We start from the raw sequence: 25,830 nt of genomic DNA, 5'->3' as shown, positions 1-25,830 counted from the left end.
CTTGCCGGTGCCATGCGCCGGAGGCTACTTCTTACGGGTAATGGTAACGCTGTCGAATGAGGGATTCAAGATGGTCATGCCTTCCGGCAGCTGGATGCGCGGCTCTGCCGTGCCCTTCTGCCCCGGCTCCAGCGCCGGCGGGACGACCATCACTTCCAGTCGTTTGAGATAGGACGAATTGCGGGCCAGGGCCTCGGGCACCTCCACCATGACTTCCACATGGGAGGGCTCCACCGTGAACTGCGAGGCGTTCTGGGCCTCCACCGAGATCTTGCACCGGCGCGAGACCACGGTGCGGCCGCTGGTGATGGTGTACTGCACCTTCACCGAGGCGGGGTTGGAGGTGACCAGGCTGGGGGTATCCAGCAGCAGGGTCTGCTCCACCGTGGTGCCGGCGGCCTTGGGATCCAGCCGGATGCCCAGCGGCAGATTGTTGATGGACGAGATGACGCCTTCCGGCCCGCGCAGGGTGACGGATGCCGGGGACACGGTCACGTTCTCCACGGTCAGGGCCCCGCTGCGCAGGGGGGATTCCAGCACGGCCCGGATGGGCACGCTGCGCTCGGCCAGGGTGTCGGCCGTGATGACGATGCGGGGCGGCTGCACGTCCACCAGCTCGAAGGCCCGCAAACTGGGGCCCATGTTGTCCGAGGTCAGGGGGACGATGGTCGTGCCCTTTTTGATATTGGAAAGATTGATGGCTTCCGTCAGGCTGCGCGACGAGATGGAGCGCAACAGGATCTCCGGCCCGCGCAGACGCACCTGCACCTTGCTGACAAGACCGTCCGTCACCACCAGCCCGGAGGGGATGCCGTTGTATTCGATGCCCACTTCCAGCTGGACTTCCAGACGGTCGCGCACGCTGACCACATACCACATGCCCACGGCCACGGCAAAGGCCACGAGCAGGGAAAGGAGATGGGGGGCCTTGCGGCTGTTCTTAGAGAATATCATTGAGCACCTGCCTCAAGCGTGTGGCATCGAGACTGCGGACGAGCTCGCCCTTCATGGCCACGGAGATCTCGCCGCGTTCTTCCGAGACCACGACCACCACGGCATCACATTCCTGCGTCATGCCCAGGGCGGCGCGGTGGCGCGTGCCGAACGACTGCCCCTTGGCCTCGGCCAGGGGGAGGATGCAGGCGGCCGCCGTGATGCGCCCCTTGCTGATGAGCACGGCACCGTCATGCAGCGGCGCCTTGGGATAGAAGATGTTCATGAGCAGCTGGCGTGACAGCAGGGCATCCACCCGCACGCCTTCGCGCTTGATCATGTCGTCCAGCCGGGTGCCCCGCTCGATGACGATGAGGGCCCCCACACGCAGGCGGGCCATCTCCACACAGGCCATGACCACTTCTTCCACGGCCGAATGCTGCAGCGCACGCTTGCGGAAAAGGTTGTTGGTCCCTATCTCGCCCAGTGCCTGCCGGATGTCGCTCTGGAAAATGACCACGATGAGCAGGAACAGGGAGCTGAAGACATGCTGCAGCAACCAGGTCAGGGTATACAGCGCCATGCTGCGCGAGATGAAATACAGCAGGGTCAGCAGCCCAAGACCGGTCAGCACCGTCAGGGCACGCGATCCCCGCAACAGCTGGATGACCTGGTAGAGCAGGAATGCTACCAGCAGGATGTCCAGCGCGTCACGCCATTCAAAAACCACATGTTCCAGCACGGTCCCTATCCTTGGGCATCAGAAAATCCCCTTCCACGCCATGGGATGGCGTCCCCCCTTGCCGTCTGCCGCATCACGGATGCCGGGCAGCCGGCGCGCAGTATAAAAACAAGCGCACGCCGGCGCAACAGACAAATATCCCCCGTGCGGCCGGACCGGGCATCAGTCCCCGCAGGCCCCGGCGGGATCACGGAAGGCCGCGGCCAGCGTGAGCGTCTGGCGCGTGGCGGCCACATCGTGCACACGATGCCAGAACAGGCCCTTTTCCCAGAGCATGGCCGTAGCCACCTGGGTGGCGCAGCCCCGTTCCTGGGTGGTGAGGCCCAGCAGCTGCCCGAACATGGACTTCATGGACAGGCCCATGAGCACGGGCCGTCCGAAGGCGAGCCAGTCCTCCGCATGGGCCAGCAGCTCCAGATTATGGCGCAGTGTCTTGCCGAAACCGATGCCGGGATCCAGCACGATGTGCTCTTCCGGCAGACCGGCGGCGGTCAAACGGTGCAGCTCGCGCTCGAAAAAGGCCATGACCTCGGAACGCACGTCCGTATAGCGGGGATCCTTCTGCATGACGTCCGGTCTGCCCTGGCTGTGCATGAGCACATAACCGGGCTTGTACTGGACGAGCACGTCCAGCAGGCCGGGATCGAAGGCGCAGGCCGAAATGTCGTTGATGATCTGCACGCCCTCTTCAAGCACGGCAGCCGCCGTGGCCGCATGATAGGTGTCCACGGAGAGCATGACGCCGGGGATCTCCCGCCGCAGTTCGCGCAGTACGGGCATGAGACGCAGCAGCTCCTGCTCCGGCGTCAGGGCCTGTGCGCCGGGCCGGGAAGATTCCGCCCCCAGATCGAGGATGTCGGCCCCTTCCGCATGCAGGCGCATGGCGTGGGCCAGCCCCAGATCCGCGGAATCGTGCGTGCCGCCGTCATAGAAGGAGTCCGGCGTCAGGTTGACGATGCCCATAACGCCAAAGGGGGCAGAGGTCGTCACCGCCCCGCCCCCAAGACACAGCCAGGAGCCGCCCCGGCGGGACGGCTCCTCAGACATATGGTTATTGCTTGCGCTGTTCGTTTTCATCGTTGTCCTGCGTTCTGTTGCCCGTATCGACATCGCCCTGCTCCGCCTTTTCGGGAGCGGGTTCAGCAGCCTTGTCCGCCTCGGGCGCCGCGGCGTCCGTGTCGGCCGGATCCGGCTCCAGCACGAAATCCCCGGCAGGAGCGGCCTTCACCGGCTTGCCGTTGGCATCCAGCGGCAGCAGGGGCTTGTTCTCCATGAGCAGGTCCAGCTCTTCGCCGCTGATGGTCTCACGTTCCAGCAGCGCCTGCGCGATGCGGTCCAGGGCCGCACGGTTGTCTTGCAGCAGCTTGACGCAGCGGGCGTGAGCCTCTTCCACGATGCGCTTGACTTCGGCGTCCACCAGGCGGGCGGTCTCTTCGCTGTAGTTCTTGTTCTGCACCCATTCGCGGCCGATGAAGACTTCCTCACCGGTCTCACCGATGGACAGGGTGCCGATGGCATCGCTCATGCCCCACTCACAGACCATCTTGCGGGCCATGCGGGTCACGCGTTCGATGTCGTTGGAAGCGCCGGTGGTGATGTCGTCAAAGACGATCTCTTCCGCCACACGGCCGCCCAGCAGCACCACCAGGTTGTTGCGCAGGTAATTGCGCGAGTAGCCGTGGCGGTCTTCCTCGGGCAGCTGCATGGTCAGGCCCAGGGCGCGACCGCGGGGGATGATGGTGACCTTGTGCACGGGATCGGAACCGGGCAGCAGGCGGGCCGCCAGGGCATGGCCGCCTTCGTGGTAGGCCGTGATGCGCTTTTCCTCATCGGAAAGGATCAGGCTGCGGCGTTCGCGGCCCATGAGCACCTTGTCCTTGGCGTATTCGAAGTCGTGCATGTCCACTTTGGTGGCATTGAGCTTGGCGGCCTGCAGGGCGGCTTCGTTGACCAGGTTCTCCAGATCGGCGCCGGAGAAGCCCGGCGTACCGCGAGCCAGGGTATCCAGATCCACATCGGGATCCAGAGGCGTACGCTTGGTGTGGACCTCGAGGATACGGCGGCGGCCGCGCAGGTCAGGCGTGGGCACCACCACCTGACGGTCGAAACGGCCGGGACGCAGCAGGGCCGGGTCCAGAACGTCGGGACGGTTGGTGGCGGCCAGCAGGATGACGCCCTCGTTGCTTTCGAAGCCGTCCATTTCCACCAGCAGCTGGTTCAGGGTCTGTTCGCGTTCGTCATGGCCACCGCCCAGACCGGCGCCACGCTTGCGGCCCACGGCGTCGATCTCGTCGATGAAGATGAGGCAGGGGGCGTTCTTCTTGCCCTGCACGAACAGGTCGCGCACACGGGAGGCACCCACGCCCACGAACATCTCCACGAAGTCCGAACCGGAGATGGAGAAGAAGGGCACGCCGGCCTCACCGGCCACGGCGCGGGCCAGCAGGGTCTTACCGGTACCTGGAGGGCCCACCAGCAGCACGCCCTTGGGGATGCGGCCGCCCAGACGGGTGAACTTTTTGGGGTTGGACAGGAATTCCACCACTTCGGACAGTTCGTCCTTGGCTTCATCCACACCGGCCACGTCCTCAAAGGTCACACGGGCCGAGTCCTGGTTGAGCAGGCGCGCGCGGGAACGGCCAAAGCTCATGGCCTTGCCGCCGCCACCCTGCATCTGGCGCATGAAGAAGATCCAGACACCGATGAGCAGCAGCATGGGGAACCACGACACCAGCAGGGTCATGTACCAGGGCTGTTCTTCCGGCGGCTGGGCCTTGACTTCCACCTTCTTGTCCAGCAGGCGGGACACCAGCTCATTGTCACGCGGGGCATAGGTCTGGACGGAGGCACCGTCCGGTCCGCGCCCGATGAGGGTGTTGCCCTGGATCTCCACAGAGCTGATCTGCCCGCCGTCCACACGGCCGATGAAATCCGTGTAGGACACCTTCTGGGCCGAGCTTTGCGGCTGCTGGAACATATTGAAAAGCATGACCATCGCAAGGACTATGGCAGCCCAGAGCATCAGGTTGCGACTAAACTGATTCAATTCGGCCTCCACTACAGAGCGGTAAAGCGTTGTGCTGATGGCGCACCGGTCTGCGCCAAGCAGTCAAGGTACTCTGACCAGCGGCAGGGTGTCAATCGACACCGGTCAGGGATCAGGAACAAGATAAGTCTCTTTTCCCGCCTGGCAATGGGCAGCGCCGGAGAGACGGGAAAATCGCTCTTCCCGCACCATACTCCGGTACCAGCGCCTTGCCGCAGGGCGGACTTGCTTTCCCCCGGGCTTTGTGTCACATATATGGCTGTTGTGTGGAGGCGTGTCGTCACCGGTGTGGCGCCCGGTCTTCAAAACCGGTGGCAGGCTTAACCGTCTGCGGTAGGTTCGACTCCTATACGCCTCCGCCATCCCGTCAACAGTCCGTCCGCAAGTCTTGTGCCTGCGGACTTTTTTTGTATCAGCCCCGTTTCGGAGCCCCGGGGCAGGCAGCCGCAAGGGTGTCCCTGCCTGTAGCAGACGGCGCGTCGGGATACCGTCAGCGCATTGCCTTTTGCCTGTCTGACGGGCATCATCACAGCATGTCCCGGCTCACATCTTCCTCTCCCTTGCCGCCCATGCTGCTGGCGGCCTGCCCTTTGCCGTCCTTCTCCGGTCAGTCTCCTGCCATCTCACTGCCGGAGTTGCCGGAGGGCCTGCCGGCGGCGGAAGACCGGGCCCATATGGCGGCTTTCCGCCTTCCGGCCGAACGTGAAAAACGCCATCTGGCACGCCTGCTGCTGGCGGTGCTGCTGCATCGCGCCGCTGTTGACGGTCTGTCCGCCCTCCCCTCTTTGAGCTGGCATCCCCTGCCGCTGCTGTTCCACCGCATGCGGGAGGCCCGGCTTTTCTTCGCCCGCCATGCCTGTCCCCGTCTGCATCGCCTGCCTTCAGGCCGTCCGTGGCTGGAAGGCTTTTCCGTCAGCTTCAGCTACAGCGAACAGGCGGTCTTCTGCCTGCTGGCCGGGCCCGGCACCAGCCCCGGCGTGGATGCCGAGGCCCTGACGAGCCCGGCGCCGTCCGCATCGGCCTTCTCGCCCCAAGAGCTTTCCTCCCGTCTTTCTCCATCAGCCCGGCAGCGTGACTGCCTGCGCCGCTGGACCATCAAGGAAGCCGTCTTCAAGGCCGCCGGTACGGGATGCGACCGATCGCCGCGCCTGCTGGACAGCGGCCGCAGCGGCCGGCGCACAGGCGACCTCAGGCTGGATGCCGCCCGTTACCGCTGGCAGATGCTGCCCTGTCCCGGCCACTGGCTCTGCGTGGCGGTGCGGGGGTAAGGCTTCCATTTTTTCCGCGCACCAGGTCGCCCCGGCCATTTTGTGTCCCCTCGCAGCTGCCATATACAAACATTACTTGCCTTATGCCCGCTTTTGGATCACTGTGCGCCCATGCTTCGCTTTCATCTGGTCAGCCTTTTCCCGGAGTTTTTCCGCTCGCCCCTTGAGACGGCACTGCTGGGCCGCGCCCGCGAGGCCGGCATCGTGGACTTTTCTTTCCACGATCCCCGCAGCTTCAGCACCAGCCGTCACCATCATGTGGACGACCGCCCCTACGGCGGCGGTCCCGGCATGGTCATGCAGGGCGAACCGGTGGCCGCGGCGCTGCGCTCCATCGAGAAGCCGGGACGCATGATCCTGCTGGCTCCCAGCGGGCGTCCCCTCAATGATGCGCTGGCCCGCGAGCTGGCCCGGGAAGAAGACCTGACCCTGATCTGCGGCCGTTACGAAGGACTGGATGCCCGCCTGCTGGACATCTTTCCTCTGGAGCCCGTGAGCGTGGGCGAAGCCGTGCTCAATGGCGGCGAGACGGCGGCCCTGGCCGTCATCGAGTCCGTGGCGCGGCTGGTGCCCGGCTTCATGGGCAAGGAGGAGTCCGGGGACGACGAAAGTTTTTCCAACGGCCTGCTGGAGTACCCCCATTACACGCGGCCCGAAGTCCTGGAAGGCCGCGAGGTGCCGGAGGTACTGCGGGGCGGGGACCACGGTGCCGTAGCGCGCTGGCGGCGGCAGCAGTCGCTGGCCACCACGCTGCGGGTACGGCCCGACCTGCTGGACAGCGCGCCCCTGGTGGCGGAAGATGCCCGCCATCTGGCCACGCTGCCCCGGACAAGGGCCGGAAGGAACCTTTCTTTCTGCCTCGTGCACTATCCCGTGCTGCTGGGCCGGAAAAATTCCGGCGTTTCCTCTTTGACAAATTTGGATATTCACGATATAGCCCGGATTTCCCGCAGCTATGCGATGGGACCGTTCTATGCCGTGACCCCGCTGGAGGACCAGCAGCGTCTGCTACAGGCCATAGTCCGGCACTGGACGCAAGGCGCGGGAAGCAGGGGCAACCCGGACCGGGCCCAGGCGCTCGCCACGGTTTGTCCTGCCGAATCCGTGGATGCCGCTGTGGAACATCTCACGGAGCGCACGGGCATGCGGCCCAGAGTGGTGGCAAGTTCCGCCTCCTGGCCCGCTCACAAGCACGCGCCCCCGCCGCTTTGTCCGGCGGATGTGTGCCGCATGTGCGAAGAAGGTCCTGTGCTGCTGTTGCTGGGTACGGCCCAGGGGCTGGCCCCTGAGGTGCTCGCCCGGTGTGACGGGGTGCTCAGACCCATACGGTATCTGGGCTACAACCACCTTTCGGTGCGGAGCGCGGCCGCTATCCTGGCCGACAGAATTTTGGGCGACTACAAGTAAGCGCCACAGTTTTTCTTCACGACGACAGCCGTCCCAAGGCTGCGTATTTAAGGAGTAGGGCATGGATATCATTAAGAAAATTGAACGTGAAAACATGCGTATGGATATGCCCGTGTTTCGTTCCGGCGACACGGTGAAAGTGCATCTGCGCATTGTGGAAGGCGAAAAAGAGCGTATTCAGGTGTTCCAGGGCAACGTGATCCGCATCCAGCGCGGCACCACCGACGCCACCTTCACCGTGCGCAAGATCTCTGACGGCGTGGGCGTGGAACGCATCTTCCCCCTGCACTCCCCCTTCATCGACCATGTGGAAGTGGTGAGCCAGGGCCGCGTGCGTCGCAGCCGTCTGTACTACCTGCGCGCCCTCAAGGGCAAAGCCGCTCGCATCAAGCCCCGCGGCCGCTTCTGATTCGCAGCCCAGCGGAATGTCCATGGCGGCCTGAGGGTCCTGTGAACATGCCCGGGCAGAATACGAACGGAATGAACCTCACCCTGCCTTGCGCGGGGTGAGGTCTTTGGCGTTTTAGCAACCGAGTGAAACACGATGCCCCCTCGCCGTAAAAGCTCCTCCGCCGCACCGGCCCCGGAACAGGGCCTGCTCTGCGCCCTGCCCTCCCGTCCCCTGCTCATGGCGGGCATCGATGAGGCGGGCCGCGGCTGTCTGGCCGGTCCCGTCGTGGCTGCGGCCGTCATCCTGCCGGAAGAATACGACCTGCCGGGCCTCACGGATTCCAAGGCCCTGAGCGCCGCCCAGCGGGAACATCTGGCGCCCCTGATCCGCCAGTGCGCCCTGGCCTGGGGGCTGGGCGTGATCTGGCCCGCCACCATCGACCGCATCAACATCCTGCAGGCCACCTTCGAAGCCATGAGCCGCGCCGTGGCCGGCCTCAAGCGCAGGCCCGGCCTTTTGCTGGTGGACGGCAACAAGACCGTGCCCGAGCCCGTCCTGCTGCCGCACTGGCGCAAACGTCATGCCGACGCCCCCGACCTGCCCCGCCAGAATGCCGTGGTGGGCGGGGACAGCTCCGTGCCCGCCATCTCCGCTGCCTCCGTCCTGGCCAAGACCTACCGGGACATGCTCATGGAGCATCTGGAGCGCCGCCATCCCGGCTATGGTTTCGCCCGGCACAAGGGCTACGGCACGGCCGACCATTACGAGGCCCTGCACCGTCTTGGCCCCTGCCGCCAGCACCGGCTGACGTTTCGCGGCGTGCTGCCCGACAGGGACGAATGCCCCGGTACCCGGCAGGGGAGCCTGCTGTGAGTTTTCTTTCCCGCCTGCGCCGCCTGGCCGGTCCTTCCGGGCCACCGGCAGGGGACGACCGTGCGGGCGGGGACCACAAGGCCGCCCTGGGCCGTGCCGGGGAAGACGCCGCCGCCACCCTGCTGCATGCGCGCGGCATGCGCATCCTGGCCCGCAACTGGCGCAGCGGCCCGCTGGAACTTGACCTTGTCTGCCGGGAAGGCGACACTCTTGTTTTCGTGGAAGTCAAAACGCGCGGTCCGGGCAGTCTGGGCAGCGCCCTGGACGCGGTGGGGCCGCGCAAGCGGCAGACCCTGATCCGGGCCGCCCGGGCCTGGCTGGCCGCGCATGACCAATGGCACCTGCCCTGCCGCTTTGACCTCGTCTGTATCGAACCGGGGCCCACGGGCCCGCACATGGAGCACATCCGCCATGCTTTCGACCTCTCCGGCTCCGGGCCATCTGTGGATAGTGGCCACGCCTCTTGGCAACCCTGGTGACCTTTCTCCCCGCGCCCGCGAAGTCCTCGCCGGCGCCGACCTCATCCTGGCCGAGGACACCCGCCGCGCCGGGCTGCTGTGCAGCCAGTGCAACATCCCGGCCCGCCGCTTCCTGAGTTTCCATGACCACAACGAGAGCGAACGGCAGGAAGAGGTCCTGCGCCTGCTGCGCCAGGGACAGAACCTGGCCCTGGTCTCGGATGCGGGCACGCCCCTGCTGGCCGATCCCGGTTACCGTCTGGTGCGCGCCTGCCGGGCCGAAGGCCTGCCCGTCTCGCCCGTGCCCGGCCCTTCGGCGCCGGTGACGGCCCTTTCCGCCGCGGGCATCCCGCCCCTGCCCTACACCTTTTTGGGCTTTTTGCCGCGTGATGCCGCGGGCCGCCGCGCCACGCTCTCGGCCTTTGCCCGCACGCCGGGCTCGCTCATCTTCTTCGAACGCAAGGACCGCCTGCGCGAGAGCCTGGCCCAGGCCGCGGAGCTGCTGGGCCCCCGGGCCGTGGCCGTGTGCCGGGAATTGACCAAGACACATGAGGAATTTATACTTGGCCGTCTGGAGAAATGGCAGGAGCTGCCCGAAGAACTGCTGGGCGAAATCACGGTCATCATCGGCCCGCCGGAACAGAAGGAACGCGCCGATGAAGCCGAAGCCCGCCGGGCCCTGGAAGCTGTCATGGCCGCTGCGGACGAGCGTCTCAAGCCCAAGGAAGTGGCCCGCCGGGCCCAGGAGATGGCCCCCGGCTGGAGCGCCAAGGAGCTTTACGAACTGCTGACCCGCGCCTGAGCCTTTCTCCGCCACGGAACCGACCGCCCAACCAAGCGAGCCCGCCATGTTGCCCACCCGGACAGCCCTTTCCTGCCTTGCGCGAAGCTGCTGCATCAACGCCGCCGTCACGGCACGCGGCATGCAGCAGCTGGGATTGCTGTTCGCCCTGGAACCGGCACTGCGCCACCTGTATCCCGAGGCCGAAGCACGGGCACAGGCGGCGGCCCACTACAGCGCCCACAGCAACACCCATCCCTACATGCTGCCTTTCTACATGGGCCTGTTGCTGAACATCGAAGAACAGGTGGCCGAAGGCAAACTGCCCTCCAACGCGCTTGACACGGTGCGCCGCACGCTGGGCACTACGCTTTCCGCCGTGGGGGACGGTTTTTTTGAAGGGGGCGTCTTCCCCTGCTGGGCGTTGTGCTGCATCTGCTTCCTGCTGGCCGGGCACACGCTGCCCGTCATCCTGCTGACGGTCCTGCTGGCCGTGGCCCTGCTGGCCTTCAGGACAGGCACGTTTTTCTTTGCCCTGCGCTACGGGCTGGCTGCCCTGGCCTGGCTCAAGCGTCTGGGGCTCATCAACTGGACCGGCCGCATCAAGGTCGTCAATGCCTGCCTGCTGACCATGGCGGCTGCCATGCTGCTGCCCTACAGCGGGGACCGGCATACGCTCCTCTGGTGTATGGGCGGCGGCGCTGCCGTTCTGGCCGCCGCCTGGATCATCGGGCGCCTGCATTTGCCGCGCATCGTGCTCTGGCTGATCCTGCTGACCTTTCTCGTGCTCATGGACACGGGGCTGGTCGGCCTGTAAAGGCCCTTGCCGCCACGGCAGGGAAACATCCGGCCACACGGACGGGAAAGGCGCGCTCCGCAGGGTCTGCGGCCGCCTCAGACGACAGGGCCGCATACGGCATGGCATCCTTGCCGCAAGGCCCCCGATGCGGTGCGGGGGACCGTCAGGAACAGATCGTACAGGTCGCCCCGGGCGACCAGGGAGAATATATCATGGCAGAAGTTCAGGAAACACCCGAAGGCCTCGTCCTCCCCGTCACGCTGCATACGCGTGGCGGGCTGCACGCACGGCCTGCTGCCCGTCTGGCGCAGGAGGCCCAGAATTTTTCCTCCGACATCCAGATCCAGAGCGACAACGGTACCGCCGATGCCAAAAGCATGCTGGATATCCTCTCCCTCGCCATCTCCACAGGCTGCACGCTGACCCTGCTGGCCCGGGGCGATGACGCCCGCGAAGCCCTGACGGCCCTGGCCGATTATCTGGAAAATCTGCAGGACTGATATGGCACGCTCTCTTCTTTTCGGTACGTCCGTCTCTCCCGGCATCGCCATCGGGGTGCTGCGCTTCGCCCACAATGTCCAGACCGTGGAGATGCGCCGCATCAGCCCGCGCGAAGTGGAAGGTGAGCAGGAACAGCTGCGCGCCGCCGTGACCAATGTGCGCGCCGCCCTGCAGGAAGCCATGGCCAAGGTCCCGGAAGACCTTTCCGAATACCGTGAGGTCATCGCCGCCCAGATCGAACTGGCCCGCGACCCCAAACTGGTGGGCAGCGCCCTTTCCCGCATCGAGAAGGAACTGGTCTGCGCCGCCTGGGCCCTGGACAGCACGGTGGAACAGCTGTGCAGCATCTTCCGCAACATGGACGACCCCTATCTGCGCGACCGTGCGCAGGACATCCGGGCCGTGGGCCTGCGCCTGCGCGAATGCCTGGCCGGCAGCTGCGCCCTGCCCGCCGCGGCCGGCGCCGGTATCCTGGCCGCCCAGGATCTTTCGCCCGCCGACGTCATGGACATGGATTTCAAGGACGTGCGGGCCGTCATCACGGCAGAGGGCGGGCCCACGTCGCACACGGCCATTTTGTCGCGCGGCCTGCACATCCCGGCCCTGGTGGGCGTCACCGGCCTGCTGGAGACCGGCAAGCCCGGTGAAAAGGTCATCGTGGACGGCCTCAACGGCTGCCTGCTGCTGGATCCCGATGCCGACGATCTGGCCACCTATGAAGAGCGCCAGCGCGAGTATCAGGAGTGGGAGGCCCGCACCCGCAGCGAGTCCCACTGGCCCGCCGAGATGCGCGACGGCGTGCGCGTGAGCGTCCATGCCAACCTGGAGCGGCTGGAAGAGATGGACGAACTGCAGGCCAGCGGCGCCGAAGGCGTGGGCCTGTACCGTACGGAATTCTCCTTCCTGCGGGAGCATCTGCCCAGCGAGGAAGAGCTCTATGCCGAATACAGTGCCGTGGCCCGCAAGGCCGCGCCCGCACATGTGGTCTTCCGTACCCTGGACGCCGGTGCGGACAAGATGCTCCGCGCCCAGGAAGCCCTCAAGGAACCCAACCCGGCCCTGGGCCTGCGCGGCATCCGCTTCTGCCTGCGGCACCAGAAGATCTTCCGCAGCCAGCTGCGCGCCCTCATGCGCGCCGGGGTGGAAGGCAATATCTCCCTGCTGCTGCCCATGATCTCCGGACTGGCCGAGGTGCAGAGCGTGCGCCGCATCATGCAGGAACTGCAGCAGGAGCTGCAGGCCGCCGGTCTGCCCCACGCCGCCGATCTGCCCCTGGGCATCATGGTGGAGACCCCGGCGGCCGTGCTCATCGCCGATGCCCTGGCCCGCGAATGCGACTTTTTCAGCATCGGCACCAATGACCTTATCCATTACCTCATGGCCATCGACCGCAACAACCTGCATGTGGGCTACCTCAACGAGGCCCTGCATCCGGCCGTGGTCCGCTCCCTGAAGCGCATCATCGACTCCGCCCACCGCGAGGGCATCGGGGTCTCCGTCTGCGGCGAGCTGGCCGCCGACCCCTACGGTCTAGCCCTGCTGCTGGGCATGGGCGTGGACACGCTCTCGGCCTCGCCGCGCTTCGTACCGGGCATGAAGCACATGATCCGCCGCCTGGACGCCCAGACCTGCATGGACATGGCCCACAGCGTGCTCATGAGCACCGACGTGACGGCCTCGCAGCGCATGCTGCGCGAACGCCTGCAGGAGAGCCTGGGCTCGGAGCTGGCCTTCCATACCACAAGCATCATGACGAACAGTTAGGAATATGAGCAAAAAACCATCCCCGTCCACCATCGCCGTCAACAAGAAGGCCCGCCACCTGTACGAACTCTCCGACTTCGTGGAAGCGGGCATCAGCCTGACCGGCCCTGAAGTCAAAAGCATCCGGGCCGGAAAGATCAACTTTCTGGACAGCTATGTGGATTTCCGTGACGGCGAGGCCTTCGTGCTTTCGCTGCATATCGCCCCGTACGACAATGCCGGCTATGTGCCCCAGGATCCCGACCGCCCGCGCCGCCTGCTGCTGCACGCCGCCGAGATCCGCCAGATGGCGGCCCGCGTGGAACAGAAAGGCCTGACCGTGGTGCCCGTGCGCATGTACTTCAAGCAGGGCAAGGTCAAGATGGAGATCGCCCTGGGCCGCGGCAAGAAGCTCTTCGACCATCGCGAGACCCTCAAACGCAGGGCCGAAGAACGCGACGCCGCCCGCGATCTGGCCTGATATCATGTGGCGTCCGCCGCTGGCCCCGGGCCTTCTCTGGCAAAGCTGGCTCTTATGCTGGCTGCTGGGCCTGCTGACGGCACGCTGGCCCGGACCCGCGCTTTGCGCGGGTCTTTGCGTCCTGGTGGCGGACAGCCGTTTGTGGCGTCTCCCCCGCCTGCTGGTGGGCTGTGCCGTCGCCCTGCTGGGCTGTGTCACGGCCCAGGCCCTGCTGCCCGCTTTTCCCGTGCCTCCCGTGCTGGAACAGCTGTACGAGGCACGCACCCCGCCCCGCCACTGGCCTGTGCTGGAAGCCAGGGTGAGCGATGTACGCACCCTGCCGGAACAGCGCCTGCGCATCAGCCTGACCGACCTGCATCTGCAACAGCCTGACGGCCAGCCTCTGGCCCATCTTCCCGGCAACATTGCCTGGACATGGGAGCAGGCCGCCGCCTTCCCGCTGCCGGGCCAGACCGTTCGCCTGCAACGCAAGCTGTTGCCCGTGGATACCCAGCGCAACTTCGGCCTCACCGATTGGGGCTTCTGGTGGCACAGCCACGGTACCGGCTGGCGCATCTGGAGCCGGGGCACGGGCGGTCAGCCCGCCGTCGACGGCGCCCCCTCCCCCTTTGCCCGGCAGCGTCTGGAACTCATTCGAAAGTTCCTTGCCGTGCTCCTGCCGGGCAGGGACGATCTTTTGCCGCCCGCCGCCGCTTCTCCCTCCGGTCTGACGGCCGCAGCCCCTCCCCAGCTCCCTGTCGCCGCGCCTTCCACGCCTTCCGCGGCACCGGTGCCCCAGGGCAAGGCCATCCTGCTGGCCCTGCTCTTCGGGGAACGCTTCCTGCTGGAGACGCCCACCGTGAAGGCCTTCAATGCCGGCAACCTTTCCCACAGTCTGGCCCTTTCCGGGCAACATCTGCTCGTGGCCGGTCTGGCGGGGATGCTCCTGGTCTGGCTGGCGGCCCGTATGCATCCGGGGCTCTATCTCTGGCGCCCCCGTACCGTCCTCATCCCGCTGGCGGCCTGCCCGGCGGCCCTGGGCTATCTCTGGCTGGGCAATGCGCCGCCTTCGCTGCTGCGGGCGGCCGGGATGCTCCTGTTGCTGGCCACGGCCATGGCCCTGGCCCACCTGCGCTGCATGCCGCTGCCCCAGACGCTCCGGGAGCGCCTCCCTTCCAGCGGGCTGGATGTCCTGTGCTGCACGCTGCTCTGCATCACCGTCATCTCCCCCCTGTCCGTCTTCGATACCGGTCTGCAACTTTCCGCCCTGTGCGTGTCCGTCATCTGCTGCGCCACGCCGCTCATGGGGCAGCTGTTGCGCCGTATCCCGCGGACGTCCCCCGGGCAGCGCCTGCTCCGTTCACTGGCCAGCATTTTGCTGGTCTCCTTCTTCATCCAGCTGGCCCTGCTGCCCCTTTCCCTGCTGCTGTTCAACAACAGCGGGCTGTGGTTCCTGCTCAATGTTTTCTGGCTGCCCGTCCTGGGCACCCTTGTCCTGCCGGGGGCCTTCCTGGGACTGGGGCTCAGCCTGTGCGGCCTTGGCCCGGCAGCCGCTCTGGTGCTGGATGTGGTGGCCCTGCCCTGCCAGTGGCTGGTGGACGGCCTGCTTTTCCTCCAGACGCAGGGCTGGCTCAGCGTCCCCCCCATCCTGCGGCCCCACTGGACGGCCCTGCCCGCCATGGCCTGCCTTTTTCTGGCACTGGCCCTGCGGGCCGGACGCCCCGGCTTGCCGCCGGCGGGAAAACGCCTGCTCATCTGCGGTCTGCTGCTGGCCTGTGTGGGCCCGGCCCTGCGTCTGCACCACAGTCTGGTGCCCCGGCTGGAGCTTTCCGTCCCTGACGTGGGACAGGCGCAAGCCGTCCTGCTGCGTCTGCCGCATGGCCAGACCCTGCTCGTGGACGCCGCAGGCAGCATGTCCCGCTCCTGGAACCCGGGACGCGAACTCCTCCTTCCCCTGCTGGCCTGCAATGCCCGCCCCGGTCTGGACGCCATCATCAACAGCCATCCCGACATCGATCACGCGGGCGGCATCCCTCCCCTGCTGGCGGCCTTTCCCGAAGCGCTCCTGCTGCACAACGGCCAGCCGGGCAGTGGTCAGATGGGGCATATCTGGCAGGCCACCCTGCAAAAACGGAAGAACACCCCCCTCCATGCCGGAGATGCCCTGCAACTGGGCGATCCCGAAGACGGGCTGGCTCTGCATGTGCTGCATCCGCCCCGGCCAGCCCCGGGCGCCTATGTCTGGGAAGGCAACAGTGCCTCCCTGGTCCTGCGCCTGGTCCACAATGGGCACGGCCTGGCCCTTTTCCCCGGTGATGCCGACGGGGCCGCCCTGCGCCACCTGCTGGCCAGTGGCCGGGACGTGCAGGCCGATGTCCTGCTGGCACCGCACCACGGCTCGGACAGTTCTTTTTTGCCTGAATTCCTGACGGCTGTGCGCCCCCGGCTGGTGGTAGCCTCCTGCGGCGCCTTCAACCGCTTCGGCCATCCCGGGAAACAGCTCAGACAATGGCTGGAAGAACAGCATATCCCCCTGCTGCAGACAGGCCGCCACGGGCATGTCCGTGTGACCTGGCCCCTGTCAGGCGACAGGGACGTCCCTCTTCTGGACTGGGACACCGCCCGGCCGGTACGGCCCTGAAGACAGACGAGAAAGAAAATCCTCCCTACTGCTACCGCTGCCTGCCGGACGCGGGACGACCTTGTCCGCAGGACGTGTGGGGCCTCATCGACGAGCGCATGCCTTGCGAACGGCGACGGCAGGGTGGAGAGTCCTCCGGATAAAAAATTGCTGTCGTCCTCCGCAACGTACGGTATTCGCTCGGCTGACGCGATGACAGTGGCAGCAGTGCGGTGGTTGTCCGGTGACCTTTGTGCGCGCACCGCATGGATACAGGCTGCGCATCACTCTACAGCCTGCGGCCTCAAGCTCTGGAAAAGAGGATACCCTTGCGCACACTCTCCTCTTTGTACGGCGCCGGACACGGACAACGGGCCGCTCCCCGCGGGGAACGGCCCGTTGCTCATCACGGCTGCACATCAGCCATACACAACTGTTTGTCAGGCTGACGGCCCGAAATGCCCGCCAGACCGAGGTCTGCTGAGAGAGGGGAAGGGAGCTTTACCGCAAAGCTCCCTTCCCCAAAAGATCGCCCGCTACTTCTGGCACTGCGGACAAAATACCGTGGCCCGGCCGGCGATGCGCCCTTTTTCCAGCTCCGTGCCACAGCGACGGCAAAGCTGTCCGCCACGGCCATAGACGAAAAAGGTATTCTGGAAAGCGCCCACATTGCCGTTGGCATCCCGATAATCACGGATGGAGCTGCCGCACTGGGCGATGGATTCCCGCAAGACCTCCTGCAAAGCGCAGCGGAGACGTTCCGCTTCTGCCTCCGAAAGCTCCCCGGCAGGCCGGCGGGGATCGATACCGGCCCGGAACAGGGACTCGTCCGCATAGATATTGCCGATACCGGCCAGTACGGTCTGATCCAGCAGGGCGGCCTTGATGGCCCGGCGTCCGTGCAAACGCGGCCCCAGAGAACCGGGCCCCATGTACAGCGGTTCCGGGCCCAGCGAACGCCAGAAGTCCCAGCGCTCCAGCAGCTCCGGCGTGGCGGCAAAGACCAGGCCGAAGGAGCGCACATCATCGAAAAAGAGCTGCGCCCGGCTCCCGTCAGGCCGCTGCAAATGGAAGATGATGCGCGTGTGCTTCAAAGGGGCGGCCCCTTCCGGGTGGACCATGAAGCGCCCCGTCATGCGCAGATGCACGGCCAGAATCGACGGCACAGGCAGAGCAGCGGCTAGGGCGGGCGGCTCCAGATCCAGCAGGGCCAGCTTGCCCCGGCGACGGGCAGCGCTGATGCGCGTCCCCGCCAGTCGCTCCACAGGAAGGCTCAGGGGATGCAGGGAACGCTCGCGCAGCACGTCCACCCGCTCGATGCAGCACTCCAGTACCTGCGGCCGCAGAGTACGGACGACGGTCTCCACTTCCGGCAATTCGGGCATGATCCACCTCATACGAAAAGACCTGCCGAGGGCAGGTCCAAACCAGCAGGGGCCGGAACCATCCGGCCAGGAAAAAGACAGCCCGTGTTGCGGACAGCACGGGCAGCAAAAAAGACAGGCAAAAAACAGGGAACAGGACAGTCCTATGGACGGTCCGAATGCCCGCCGCAATCCGGCGGCAAAACCGACTCCACAGGCTAGGCCTGTTCGTCACCGCCCAGATAGATGTCCAGCAGGCCTTCCGGCGGCGCGATGTGGATGCACTCCCCTTCCAAGTCGAAGCCTTCGATGAACGAGGCTTCCGCAGGGAACAGGACTTCCTTGCCGTCATCGGTCACGATGCTCCAGACCTCCAGACCGGCAGGATATTCCACATGATCCAGCACGCCCAGGCGGGAGCCGTCAGGCAGGATGACGGCAAAGCCCAACACGTCCTCCACGTAGACTTCGTCTTCGTCCACAGGGGGCAGCAGGTCGCGGTCCACAAGAATCTTCTGGCCGCGCAGGGCTTCGATGTCGTTACGGTCGGTCACCCCCTCCAGCAGGAGCAGGGGACGACCTTTGTGCATGCGCCACGAACGGGCCCGGGCAGGACGCGGCGGGGCATCGCCCGCCTGCAACCAGAAAGGACCGTCCAGCAGCGAAGGGGAGTCTGCGTACCAGTCGACGCAGATCTCCCCCTTGATACCGTGCGGGCGCGCGAGCGTGCCCATATGGATGCGTCGTGCCATGAGGAACTATTCCAGGATCTCGAGTACGACGCGTTTTTTGGCCTTGGTGGACGCGGCGCTGAGCAAGGTGCGCATGGCGCGTGCCGTGCGGCCCTGCTTGCCGATCACCTTACCGAGATCTTCCTTGGCGACCTTCAATTCCAGCACAGTGGTCTGTTCGCCTTCCACTTCAGTGACCTGTACCTGATCAGGCGCGTCCACGAGCGAACGGGCGATAAATTCAATCAAAGCTTTCATTGCTGGCCTCCCGCAAGTCCTGCCGTGACAAGACTGTTGCTGTGAGCGGGCGCTGCATCTCCGCAGGAAAAGCCCGCGGGAAAAGCGCCATGCGCCTGCGGTGCGGTACGTCCATCAGGCAGCCCCCTCAGGGATCTGCCGCGTCAGTACCGCACACCGGAAGAACATCGGGCCAGTACCGGAAAGACCGGTACGATGGTATCCTGCAAAGATACCCTTAGGCCATCTTCTTGAGCAGAGCGCGGACGGTGTCGGTGGGTTCGGCACCGCGATCCAGCCAAGCCTTCACCTTTTCGGCGTCCAGCTTCACTTCGGCGGGATCGGTCATGGGGTTGTAGTAACCCAGGAATTCCAGCGGACGGCCATCACGACGGGTTTCGTCGTTGGCGGCCACGACGCGGTAGAAAGGATGCTTCTTGCTGCCCAGACGGGTCAATTTCAGCTTAACAGCCATGATTATCTCCTGTTTGTGCTATGGTAGCGTTGCGGGGGCAAAAGAGCAAGTTTGCCCTCCCCCCATTATATCAATGACCAGTGCGCCGCAACGATTTTTTTATCGCGTCTCCGGCATCGCCGCAGCCGTCTGGCGATGAGGTTTCGCCGTGCTCTGCCGGGGAACGGACGCTGATCCGTGCGGACAGACCGCACGGACGGGCCTATTTCTTTTTGCGTTTGGCAGGCCGTTCGCGCTTCTTGCGCTTTTTGGCCGCCGCCGACTTGCCGTGTCCGGCATCCGGTAGCCCCATGGGCGGCATACCGGGCATGCCACCCATCCCCGGCATCATGCCGGGCATCCCGCCCATGCCGCCGGGCATGCTCATGCCCCGGGGCATCCTGGGCATGGCAGGCATCCCCTTGGCCTTGCCGCCCATCATCCCCTTCATCATCTGGCGCATCTGCTCGAACTGGCGCACCAGCTGGTTGACCTGCTGCACCGTGACCCCGGCGCCCTTGGCGATACGCGCCCGGCGGCTGCCGTTGAGGATATCGGGGTTGCGGCGCTCGGCCATGGTCATGGAGTTGATGATGGCTTCGGTACGGGCCATTTCCTTTTCAGGCATGGCCCCGTTGGCTTCGGCCAGCTTTTCGCGCAGGCCGCCCATGCCGGGGATCATCTTCAAAATACTGTCCAGAGAGCCGAGCTTCTTGATCCGGCGCATCTGGGTACGGAAATCTTCCAGGTCGAAGCTGGCCTTGCGCATCTTTTTGGCAAGGGCTTCGGCCTCGTCGGCGTCGATGGTGGCCTGGGCCTTTTCCACCAGGGTGAGCACGTCGCCCATGCCCAGGATGCGGCCCGCGATGCGGTCAGGATGGAAGACCTCCATCTCGGACAGCTTTTCGCCCATACCCACGAACTTCACCGGGGCACCGGTCACCGCCCGGATGGACAGGGCCGCACCACCGCGGGCATCGCCATCCATCTTGGTCAGCACCACACCGGTCAGGCCCAGACGTTCGTTGAAGGACTCCGCCACGGTCACGGCATCCTGACCGGTCATGGCGTCGGCCACGAACAGGATCTCCTGCGGGTTCACCGCCGCCTTGATGGCGGCCAGTTCCTGCATCAGGGGCTCGTCCACATGCAGACGGCCGGCGGTGTCCAGCAGGACCACCGTGGCCTGCTGCTCACGGGCGGCTTCCATGGCCTGACGGGCGATGTCCACGGGATTCATGTCCACCGTGGACGGGAAGCAGGGCATGTCCAGCTGCTTGGCCAGCACGGTCAGCTGATCGATAGCCGCGGGACGGTACACGTCGGCAGGCACCAGATAGGGACGCATCTTCTGCTTGCGCAGCAGATTGGCGATCTTGCCCGCCGAGGTGGTCTTACCGGAGCCCTGCAGGCCCACCAGCATGATGACGGCTGGTTCCTGGCCCTGAAGGTTCAGCCCCGCTGTCTCACCACCAAGCAGCCCCACCAGCTCTTCATGGACGATCTTGACGACCTGCTGCGCCGGACTGACGCCCTTGATGAGTTCCTGTCCCAGGCACTTCTGGCGGACGTTCTCCACAAAGTCCTTGACGACCTTGAAGTTGACGTCGGCCTCCAGAAGGGCAAGACGCACCTCGCGCAGGCCGGCCTGGATATTTTCTTCCGTCAGCTGGCCGCGTCCGCTGAAGGAGCGGAACACACCGGAAAGGCGATCGGAAAGACTTTCAAACATGGGAACCCCGCTATCAAGTTACACTGAAAGGCCCTGCCCTCCCTGCCGCAGGACATGGCGACAGATCACGCGGGCCCGGCCAGCGCATACAGAATTGTGATTCATAGGCTGTTTATGCCGTTTCGTCAAGAAAAGACCGCAGTGGCGGCCATCACGGCTTTTTACCAGGCCGTCCCGGCCTGTCTGTGGCTCACGGATCCCGGGGGACATGCCCCTCACGCCGCCCCTGCCTGCCAAAAAACAAAAAGACCGCCCCGAGGGAGCGGCCTTTTCAAATCGCGGATAATGCGCTTTAGAAAGCGAAGCGCAGGCCCAGCATGAATTCGTGGTTGTAAGGACGGCTGCCCACCTTGATCTGGTCGCCGTTCAGGGAACCGCTGGCTTCGGTGTAGCCCAGGTCCACATAGCGGTAGGCGGCGTCGATGTACAGGGCGTCGTTCACGTTGTAAGCCACACCGGCGCCCACGTTCCAGGCGAAATTGGTGGTGTGTTCGTCACGGGAAACGGCGCTGCCGCCACGGTGCAGGTCGAAGCCCAGGTAGTTGAAGGACATACCGATACCGGCGCCGATGTAGGGCACGAAGGCGCTGTCGTTGCGGAAGTCATAGTACAGGTTGGCGAACAGGGTGGAGCTGTTCCAGGTGCAGTCCACGCTGCCCCAGTTGCTGCCCCAGCTCTTTTCGCTGTTGCCGCGCAGGGCGTATTCCAGTTCCACACGCAGGGGCACCAGATACTGGGGCCAGAAGTCGTAACCGGCAGCCAGAGCGCCGCCCAGGGTGAACTGGGAGTATTCGTCCACGCCGCCCATACCGGAGCGTTCGATGGTGCCGGTTTCCTGAATGGTCATCAGGAACTTGGGAGCCAGGTACATACCGGTACCTTCGGCCTTGGCCATGCCGGGCAGGACCAGAGCCACCAGCAGAGCCAGTGCAAGGATGGTGCGTTTCATTGCTCTCCTCCAAAGAGATGTTTCCTGCAAAGCAGGGCCTGTTCAGGCGGTAAAAGTTTAGACTTTCTCAAACGGGACTATAGAGATTTTCCAGCCCGCGGTCAAATGCTCTGTGCCGCAAGACGCAAAAAAAGGCGTCGCCCCAAGGACGACGCCCCTGAAATCTGCCGGAAAGCAGCCTAGAACTTGTAGCCGAAGCTCAGCATATAGATGTTGGCCACGGTGTCCTTGGAATTGCCGCCGGTGATACCGGATGCCAGACCGGGGGTACGAATACCACTTGCATCAGTGTCATCATAGTTGGTCGGATTGATCCACATGTGGCAGTAGGCGAAGTCGATGGTGAAGTCGTTCCACTCCACGCCCGTGCCCAGGGTCAGGGCCGTGCGGCCGTTGGAGGGCACCATGAAGTCGGAGTGATCCTCGTTGATGACCGGGGTCTCGTACCAGAAACCGGCACGCAGGCTCCACCAGTCCAGAGGCTTGTATTCCACGCTGGCGTTGAAATTCCAGCCGTCTTGCCAGTTTTTGTGGCTGATGGACTGATTGCCGTTGTCCATGTAGATGTTCAGGGAATTGTAGGTGGACCATCGCGTCCAGACAGCACCCACTTCGAAGCTCAGGTTGTCCAGAGGCTTGTAGGCCACGCCCAGGGCCAGAGAGTCAGGCAGCTGCACGGTACTGTGGGCATCAGAGTTCGTGACTTTTTGCAGCTTACCAGCATACGGACCATCAAATTTTGCATCACCGTAGGCATTGACCGTGACCTGGGTCTTGTAGGCCAGGCCCACGGACCACTGATCGTTCAGGCGGGCATGCAGGCCGAAATGGCCGCCCACGCCCCAGCCCGAGGCCTGGACTTCGGCATCATGATCCAAGATGGGCGCCTTCTGTTCCGTGGTCAGGTTGACGTTCATGATCTCCAGACCGGCGGACACGGAGAGGATGTCATTGATCTTCCAGGCCAGAGTGGGCACGGCGGAGATGGTCTGCAGGTTGACGCTGTACAGATTATAACGGCCGGTCCAGTTCTGGTCGTAGCTGTTGCCCAGACCGAAGCGCGAGAACACGCCCAGGCCCAGCCACAGGCTGTCATTGAGCTGCCAGCTGGCGTAGGCGTGCGGCGCGGCCCACACGGCGGGCTTGGTGGTGGTCTCCTGCTTGCCGTGGGCCGTATCCAGCGACAAGGTCCCCATAGGCGCGACCAGGGCCATGCCGCCCATAACCTGGACGCCGGGCAGCTGGGTGATGCCGGCCGCGTTGTAGGCGATGGCCGACACGTCGTCGGCGCGGCCCACCATGCCGCTGGCCAGCCCCAGACCGCGTGCGCTCCACTCGGTCAGCGCAAAACCTTCAGCCATGGCGGACGACGCCACTCCCAGAACCAGGGCCACCCACAGGCCCACCACACGCAAAGCTTTCATTCTTCCTCCCTTGACCATGAAGCACCGGACAAGCTCCTTCCGCCCGGTACCGGCTCCCGCCCTGCCGTGCCCGGCCATGGCACATGCCGGACGCTCCGGCATCAGGGCCGGTCAAAGGCCGCAAAAATGCCGGGGCAGGCACCGCGGAGCTTTCCCCAGTAAAATCCCGCTTGCGGGAAAAATAAACCGGAAGATTAGAGCATATTGACAGGGTCAAGGTCAAGGAAAAGCCGCAAGCGGCTGGCGCACTGCTGCCGCAAAGCTTCATGGTACAGCACCCTGACCTCCTGCCAGCCGGCACTTTTGATGAGGCAGGAAAAACGCCTGCGGCCCCGCAGCATGGCCAGGGGCGCCGGGATAGGCCCCAGCAGGCGCACGCCCAGCTCACGGGCCCTGGTTTGCAGCAAACGGGCCATCTCCCCCAGCGCCGCGGCACCGCCGGGATCTTCCGCAGGGAAGGAGATGCGCAGCAACGCCAGACGCACGAAAGGCGGATAACCGTGTTGTCGCCTCCGGGCCAGCTCGGCGGCATAAAAACCTTCATAATCACCGCTCTGGACATACTGCCAGCAGTAGTGATTGGTATTGCGGGTCTGGATCAGTACCCGCCCGGGTTTGTCGCCACGTCCTGCCCGGCCTGCGGACTGGACCAGCAGCTGGAAGGACCGCTCCGCAGCCCTGTAGTCCGGCAGATTGAGCCCCAGATCCCCGTCCGCCACGATGGCCAGGGTCACATCAGGGAAGTGGTGGCCCTTGGAGAGCATCTGCGTACCTACAAGGATGGGGGACTCGTGCCGGGCAAAAGCCGCCAGTATCTCTTCCATGCGTCCGGGCCGCCGGGTGCTGTCACGGTCGAGGCGCAGGACAGGCTGCCCGGCCAGCGTGGACAAATATTCTTCCAGCCTTTCGGTCCCCTCCCCCATGGGCAGGAAGTTCATGCTCCTGCACTGCGGGCAGGGACTGGGAAAGGGAACGGCATAGCCGCAGTAATGGCAAACGAGCCGCCCCCGCCCTTTATGGTAGGTCAGGGCGATGTGGCAATGCGGACAGCTGACGGTCTCCTTGCAGTCCAGGCAGTACAGCAGGGGCGCGTAGCCGCGCCGGTTGAGCAGGACAACGGCCTGCTCCCCGCGTTGCAGCACTTCGCGCAGGGCCTGCTCGCTGCGGGCAGCCAGCAGCCCTTCCCCGGCCAGGCCACTGGTATCCACCAGCTCCACCGGCGGCAAAGGCCGCCCTCCTACCCTCTCCGGCAGGCGAAGAAGATCTATCTGCCCCTGACTGGCCGCATGGAAGGTCTTGATGTCCGGCGTGGCCGAGCCCAGCACCAGCAGGCCGCGCTGCCGTGCGATGCGCGACCAGGCCAGCTCCTTGGCCTGATAGGGCAAAGACTCGTCCTGCTTGAACGAGCTGTCATGCTCTTCGTCCAGGATGACGCAGCCCAGCTGCGGTACAGGCAGGAAGAGCGCCGAACGCGTCCCCACCACGAGGCAGGGCTCCTGCCGGGTGGCCAGACGGCGGAAGATCTCCTCCCGTCGTGCCGGGGGCTGGTAGCCATGATAGAAAAACAGGGGCACATGGGGCAGGACGCAGGCCGCATCCCGACGCAGCTTGCAGGCAAGAGCCACTTCGGGAGCCAGCAGGAGGACGCTCCTGCCCTGCTCCATGCAATGCCGGATCAGCTCCAGATAGACAGCCGTCTTGCCGCTGCCGGTCACCCCAAACAGCAGGACCGATGCGGGCCGCTCCGTCTCCAGCGCAGCACGCAGGGCCTCCAGGGCCCGCTGCTGGTCTGCATTGAGCTCAAAGGCCCGGGGCGCGGGCGGAAGCAGCTCGTCAGCGGGCTCATCGGCCTCCGCGTGGCGCAAAGCCACGAAGCCGGCCTGCAGCAAAGATCGCAGGGCCGGAGCACTGCCGGCTCCCAGATCCCGAGTCAGCTGGCGACGGCTGACCTGTCCCCGTTCATGCAGATAGTCCAGTATCTCGCGCTGCCGTGCGGCCTGCGGCCGTACCGGCCAGGGAGGATCCACCCGCAGCACACAGAATTCCTCCCCGGCGGCATCCCGGCCCGGAGCGACAAGGCGGGCCTCCCCCCGACACAGAGCCACGGCCAGGGCCTGACGCAGATCCGGTTCCAGTTTCGTGATCTGCTTCACCGTACAGGAAAAATCCCTGTCCGCCGCCAGCCAGCGGATACGCAGATCCACCTGGCGCAAGCCCTGCGGCAGGACATGCCCGAACACACAGCCCGGCTCCAGTCCCTGCCGGATGGCCAGATCCCGTGCCAGCGCCCTGATCTCCTCCGAAAGCAGGGGGACGGTCTCCAGCGGCCAGGCCACCTCCTTGCAGGTGACACCGTCAGGAAGATCGCTGTGCTCCAGCCGCTCCATCAAGATGCCTGCCCGCAACGCACCACGGCCCAGGGGGATGGCCACGCGCAGGCCTTCCTGCCAAAACTCTTCGGGAAAGATGTCGGGCAAGGCGTACGTCAGGGTGCTGTAAGGAGCGGAAAGCAGAGCGATACGGGCAAACATGGGACCTCGTGACAAGAGGGGAATCTGTCGGGCCTGCCAGGCTGCACGGACACAGCGGCAGAAAGTTGCATCGCTCCCGCCAAAAGAGAGCTATGCATCCGAAGGATGCCGCAGCATAGACGCAGGAGACAGGCAAGGCAAGGACGTCTGATACGGCTGCCTCAAAAACGGAAAAGGGGGGCTTGCGCCCCCCCCTGAAACATCCCGGTCGGGAAAGACTAGATAGTGTCGTCAAATTCAAAAGTATGTTATAATCTCTTCACTTACAATGAGGAGAGACCATATGGCGGCACATCGGAGGCATGATATTTCCGACAAGGTATGGGCAAATATTGAAAAACTTCTTCCAGGTTCCAAAGGCTCTGTCGGTCGTCCTTCCGCCGATA

At 64.9% G+C, this 25,830-nt stretch carries 23 protein-coding genes and 1 tRNA gene; 12 read left to right on the top strand and 12 right to left on the bottom strand.

Annotation, left to right across the window (positions count from 1 at the left end; translation table 11 throughout):
* Positions 1-24: 24 nt before the first annotated feature.
* From ACQRCJ_RS06915 to ftsH, 4 genes are all read right to left on the bottom strand, one after another.
* A complete protein-coding gene (locus ACQRCJ_RS06915) occupies positions 25-954 on the bottom strand; it encodes a CdaR family protein (RefSeq protein ID WP_006006470.1) in 930 nt (309 codons plus the stop codon).
* A complete protein-coding gene (cdaA, locus tag ACQRCJ_RS06910) occupies positions 941-1,675 on the bottom strand; it encodes a diadenylate cyclase CdaA (protein WP_168935667.1) in 735 nt (244 codons plus the stop codon). Before cdaA ends, ACQRCJ_RS06915 begins: the two co-directional genes overlap by 14 nt.
* A gap of 162 nt (positions 1,676-1,837) precedes the next feature.
* Complete coding sequence (gene folP / locus ACQRCJ_RS06905; RefSeq protein ID WP_168935666.1) at positions 1,838-2,722, bottom strand: dihydropteroate synthase; 885 nt, start codon at positions 2,720-2,722, stop codon at positions 1,838-1,840.
* Between the two features lie 4 nt (positions 2,723-2,726).
* On the bottom strand, positions 2,727-4,697 hold the full coding sequence (gene ftsH / locus ACQRCJ_RS06900) for an ATP-dependent zinc metalloprotease FtsH (RefSeq protein WP_168935682.1): 1,971 nt from the start codon (positions 4,695-4,697) through the stop codon (positions 2,727-2,729).
* Positions 4,698-4,989: 292 nt separating this feature from the next.
* Here ftsH and ACQRCJ_RS06895 point away from each other — a divergent pair.
* The 12 genes from ACQRCJ_RS06895 to ACQRCJ_RS06840 all read left to right on the top strand — a co-directional run bounded on the left by ACQRCJ_RS06895 (position 4,990) and on the right by ACQRCJ_RS06840 (position 16,043).
* Positions 4,990-5,083: transfer RNA gene (locus ACQRCJ_RS06895), tRNA-Sec, on the top strand.
* A gap of 312 nt (positions 5,084-5,395) precedes the next feature.
* Complete coding sequence (locus tag ACQRCJ_RS06890; protein ID WP_297138095.1) at positions 5,396-5,989, top strand: 4'-phosphopantetheinyl transferase family protein; 594 nt, start codon at positions 5,396-5,398, stop codon at positions 5,987-5,989.
* A 111-nt stretch (positions 5,990-6,100) separates the two neighbouring features.
* A complete protein-coding gene (gene trmD / locus ACQRCJ_RS06885; RefSeq protein ID WP_204626173.1) occupies positions 6,101-7,396 on the top strand; it encodes a tRNA (guanosine(37)-N1)-methyltransferase TrmD in 1,296 nt (431 codons plus the stop codon).
* 61 nt (positions 7,397-7,457) lie between these two features.
* Positions 7,458-7,805 carry a 50S ribosomal protein L19 gene (rplS, locus tag ACQRCJ_RS06880; protein ID WP_006006452.1) on the top strand — a complete coding sequence of 116 codons (348 nt, stop codon included), beginning with the start codon at positions 7,458-7,460 and terminating at the stop codon, positions 7,803-7,805.
* A 135-nt stretch (positions 7,806-7,940) separates the two neighbouring features.
* Positions 7,941-8,660 carry a ribonuclease HII gene (locus ACQRCJ_RS06875; protein WP_371926113.1) on the top strand — a complete coding sequence of 240 codons (720 nt, stop codon included), beginning with the start codon at positions 7,941-7,943 and terminating at the stop codon, positions 8,658-8,660.
* Between the two features lie 23 nt (positions 8,661-8,683).
* Entirely contained in the window at positions 8,684-9,139 is a 456-nt protein-coding gene (locus ACQRCJ_RS06870; protein ID WP_297138108.1) for a YraN family protein, read from the top strand.
* A complete protein-coding gene (rsmI, locus tag ACQRCJ_RS06865; protein ID WP_040369578.1) occupies positions 9,072-9,920 on the top strand; it encodes a 16S rRNA (cytidine(1402)-2'-O)-methyltransferase in 849 nt (282 codons plus the stop codon). The genes ACQRCJ_RS06870 and rsmI overlap by 68 nt, the downstream gene beginning before the upstream one ends.
* 46 nt (positions 9,921-9,966) lie before the next feature.
* Complete coding sequence (locus ACQRCJ_RS06860) at positions 9,967-10,716, top strand: PTS system mannose/fructose/sorbose family transporter subunit IID (protein ID WP_427799524.1); 750 nt, start codon at positions 9,967-9,969, stop codon at positions 10,714-10,716.
* A gap of 194 nt (positions 10,717-10,910) precedes the next feature.
* Positions 10,911-11,198, top strand: a complete 288-nt coding sequence (locus tag ACQRCJ_RS06855) for an HPr family phosphocarrier protein (protein WP_168935662.1) — start codon at positions 10,911-10,913, stop codon at positions 11,196-11,198.
* A 1-nt stretch (position 11,199) separates the two neighbouring features.
* Positions 11,200-12,963, top strand: coding sequence for a phosphoenolpyruvate--protein phosphotransferase (gene ptsP / locus ACQRCJ_RS06850; protein WP_168935661.1), 1,764 nt, complete (start codon positions 11,200-11,202; stop codon positions 12,961-12,963).
* Between the two features lie 4 nt (positions 12,964-12,967).
* Positions 12,968-13,423: an SsrA-binding protein SmpB gene (smpB, locus tag ACQRCJ_RS06845; protein WP_006006439.1), complete on the top strand. Its 456-nt coding sequence runs from the start codon at positions 12,968-12,970 to the stop codon at positions 13,421-13,423.
* A gap of 4 nt (positions 13,424-13,427) precedes the next feature.
* Positions 13,428-16,043, top strand: a complete 2,616-nt coding sequence (locus ACQRCJ_RS06840; RefSeq protein ID WP_427799523.1) for a ComEC/Rec2 family competence protein — start codon at positions 13,428-13,430, stop codon at positions 16,041-16,043.
* Positions 16,044-16,558: 515 nt separating this feature from the next.
* Here ACQRCJ_RS06840 and mutM read toward each other — a convergent pair.
* From mutM to priA, 8 genes are all read right to left on the bottom strand, one after another.
* The gene (mutM, locus tag ACQRCJ_RS06835) at positions 16,559-17,407 is read right to left on the bottom strand and encodes a bifunctional DNA-formamidopyrimidine glycosylase/DNA-(apurinic or apyrimidinic site) lyase (protein WP_304014717.1); all 849 of its coding nucleotides are present in this window, start codon (positions 17,405-17,407) and stop codon (positions 16,559-16,561) included.
* Positions 17,408-17,604: 197 nt separating this feature from the next.
* Positions 17,605-18,138: a ribosome maturation factor RimM gene (gene rimM, locus ACQRCJ_RS06830; protein ID WP_168935658.1), complete on the bottom strand. Its 534-nt coding sequence runs from the start codon at positions 18,136-18,138 to the stop codon at positions 17,605-17,607.
* A gap of 6 nt (positions 18,139-18,144) precedes the next feature.
* Complete coding sequence (locus ACQRCJ_RS06825) at positions 18,145-18,375, bottom strand: KH domain-containing protein (RefSeq protein WP_006006428.1); 231 nt, start codon at positions 18,373-18,375, stop codon at positions 18,145-18,147.
* 217 nt (positions 18,376-18,592) lie between these two features.
* A complete protein-coding gene (gene rpsP, locus ACQRCJ_RS06820; RefSeq protein ID WP_072337376.1) occupies positions 18,593-18,829 on the bottom strand; it encodes a 30S ribosomal protein S16 in 237 nt (78 codons plus the stop codon).
* Positions 18,830-19,031: 202 nt separating this feature from the next.
* Complete coding sequence (gene ffh / locus ACQRCJ_RS06815; protein ID WP_168935657.1) at positions 19,032-20,540, bottom strand: signal recognition particle protein; 1,509 nt, start codon at positions 20,538-20,540, stop codon at positions 19,032-19,034.
* A gap of 292 nt (positions 20,541-20,832) precedes the next feature.
* Positions 20,833-21,489, bottom strand: a complete 657-nt coding sequence (locus tag ACQRCJ_RS06810; RefSeq protein ID WP_168935656.1) for an outer membrane protein — start codon at positions 21,487-21,489, stop codon at positions 20,833-20,835.
* Between the two features lie 179 nt (positions 21,490-21,668).
* A complete protein-coding gene (locus ACQRCJ_RS06805; RefSeq protein WP_168935655.1) occupies positions 21,669-22,913 on the bottom strand; it encodes an OmpP1/FadL family transporter in 1,245 nt (414 codons plus the stop codon).
* Positions 22,914-23,107: 194 nt separating this feature from the next.
* Positions 23,108-25,444 (bottom strand): replication restart helicase PriA, encoded by a 2,337-nt coding sequence (gene priA, locus ACQRCJ_RS06800; RefSeq protein ID WP_418735188.1) that lies wholly within the window; start codon positions 25,442-25,444, stop codon positions 23,108-23,110.
* Between the last annotated feature and the right edge of the window lie 386 nt (positions 25,445-25,830).

The organism is Desulfovibrio sp. SGI.102 (genome assembly GCF_050314315.1).
GTDB lineage: Bacteria > Desulfobacterota > Desulfovibrionia > Desulfovibrionales > Desulfovibrionaceae > Desulfovibrio.
Note: the sequence above shows the minus strand (reverse complement) of the source record. Positions and strands in the feature narration are given on the sequence as shown.

Coding starts and splice junctions, on each gene's coding strand:
- ACQRCJ_RS06915 (WP_006006470.1), bottom strand. CDS start 954: ATGATATTCTCTAAGAACAGCCGCAAGGCCCCCCATCTCCTTTCCCTG.
- folP (WP_168935666.1), bottom strand. CDS start 2,722: ATGTCTGAGGAGCCGTCCCGCCGGGGCGGCTCCTGGCTGTGTCTTGGG.
- ftsH (WP_168935682.1), bottom strand. CDS start 4,697: ATGCTCTGGGCTGCCATAGTCCTTGCGATGGTCATGCTTTTCAATATG.
- ACQRCJ_RS06890 (WP_297138095.1), top strand. CDS start 5,396: ATGGCGGCTTTCCGCCTTCCGGCCGAACGTGAAAAACGCCATCTGGCA.
- trmD (WP_204626173.1), top strand. CDS start 6,101: ATGCTTCGCTTTCATCTGGTCAGCCTTTTCCCGGAGTTTTTCCGCTCG.
- rplS (WP_006006452.1), top strand. CDS start 7,458: ATGGATATCATTAAGAAAATTGAACGTGAAAACATGCGTATGGATATG.
- ACQRCJ_RS06875 (WP_371926113.1), top strand. CDS start 7,941: ATGCCCCCTCGCCGTAAAAGCTCCTCCGCCGCACCGGCCCCGGAACAG.
- rsmI (WP_040369578.1), top strand. CDS start 9,072: ATGCTTTCGACCTCTCCGGCTCCGGGCCATCTGTGGATAGTGGCCACG.
- ACQRCJ_RS06860 (WP_427799524.1), top strand. CDS start 9,967: ATGTTGCCCACCCGGACAGCCCTTTCCTGCCTTGCGCGAAGCTGCTGC.
- ACQRCJ_RS06855 (WP_168935662.1), top strand. CDS start 10,911: ATGGCAGAAGTTCAGGAAACACCCGAAGGCCTCGTCCTCCCCGTCACG.
- ptsP (WP_168935661.1), top strand. CDS start 11,200: ATGGCACGCTCTCTTCTTTTCGGTACGTCCGTCTCTCCCGGCATCGCC.
- smpB (WP_006006439.1), top strand. CDS start 12,968: ATGAGCAAAAAACCATCCCCGTCCACCATCGCCGTCAACAAGAAGGCC.
- ACQRCJ_RS06840 (WP_427799523.1), top strand. CDS start 13,428: ATGTGGCGTCCGCCGCTGGCCCCGGGCCTTCTCTGGCAAAGCTGGCTC.
- mutM (WP_304014717.1), bottom strand. CDS start 17,407: ATGCCCGAATTGCCGGAAGTGGAGACCGTCGTCCGTACTCTGCGGCCG.
- rimM (WP_168935658.1), bottom strand. CDS start 18,138: ATGGCACGACGCATCCATATGGGCACGCTCGCGCGCCCGCACGGTATC.
- ACQRCJ_RS06825 (WP_006006428.1), bottom strand. CDS start 18,375: ATGAAAGCTTTGATTGAATTTATCGCCCGTTCGCTCGTGGACGCGCCT.
- rpsP (WP_072337376.1), bottom strand. CDS start 18,829: ATGGCTGTTAAGCTGAAATTGACCCGTCTGGGCAGCAAGAAGCATCCT.
- ffh (WP_168935657.1), bottom strand. CDS start 20,540: ATGTTTGAAAGTCTTTCCGATCGCCTTTCCGGTGTGTTCCGCTCCTTC.
- ACQRCJ_RS06810 (WP_168935656.1), bottom strand. CDS start 21,489: ATGAAACGCACCATCCTTGCACTGGCTCTGCTGGTGGCTCTGGTCCTG.
- ACQRCJ_RS06805 (WP_168935655.1), bottom strand. CDS start 22,913: ATGAAAGCTTTGCGTGTGGTGGGCCTGTGGGTGGCCCTGGTTCTGGGA.
- priA (WP_418735188.1), bottom strand. CDS start 25,444: ATGTTTGCCCGTATCGCTCTGCTTTCCGCTCCTTACAGCACCCTGACG.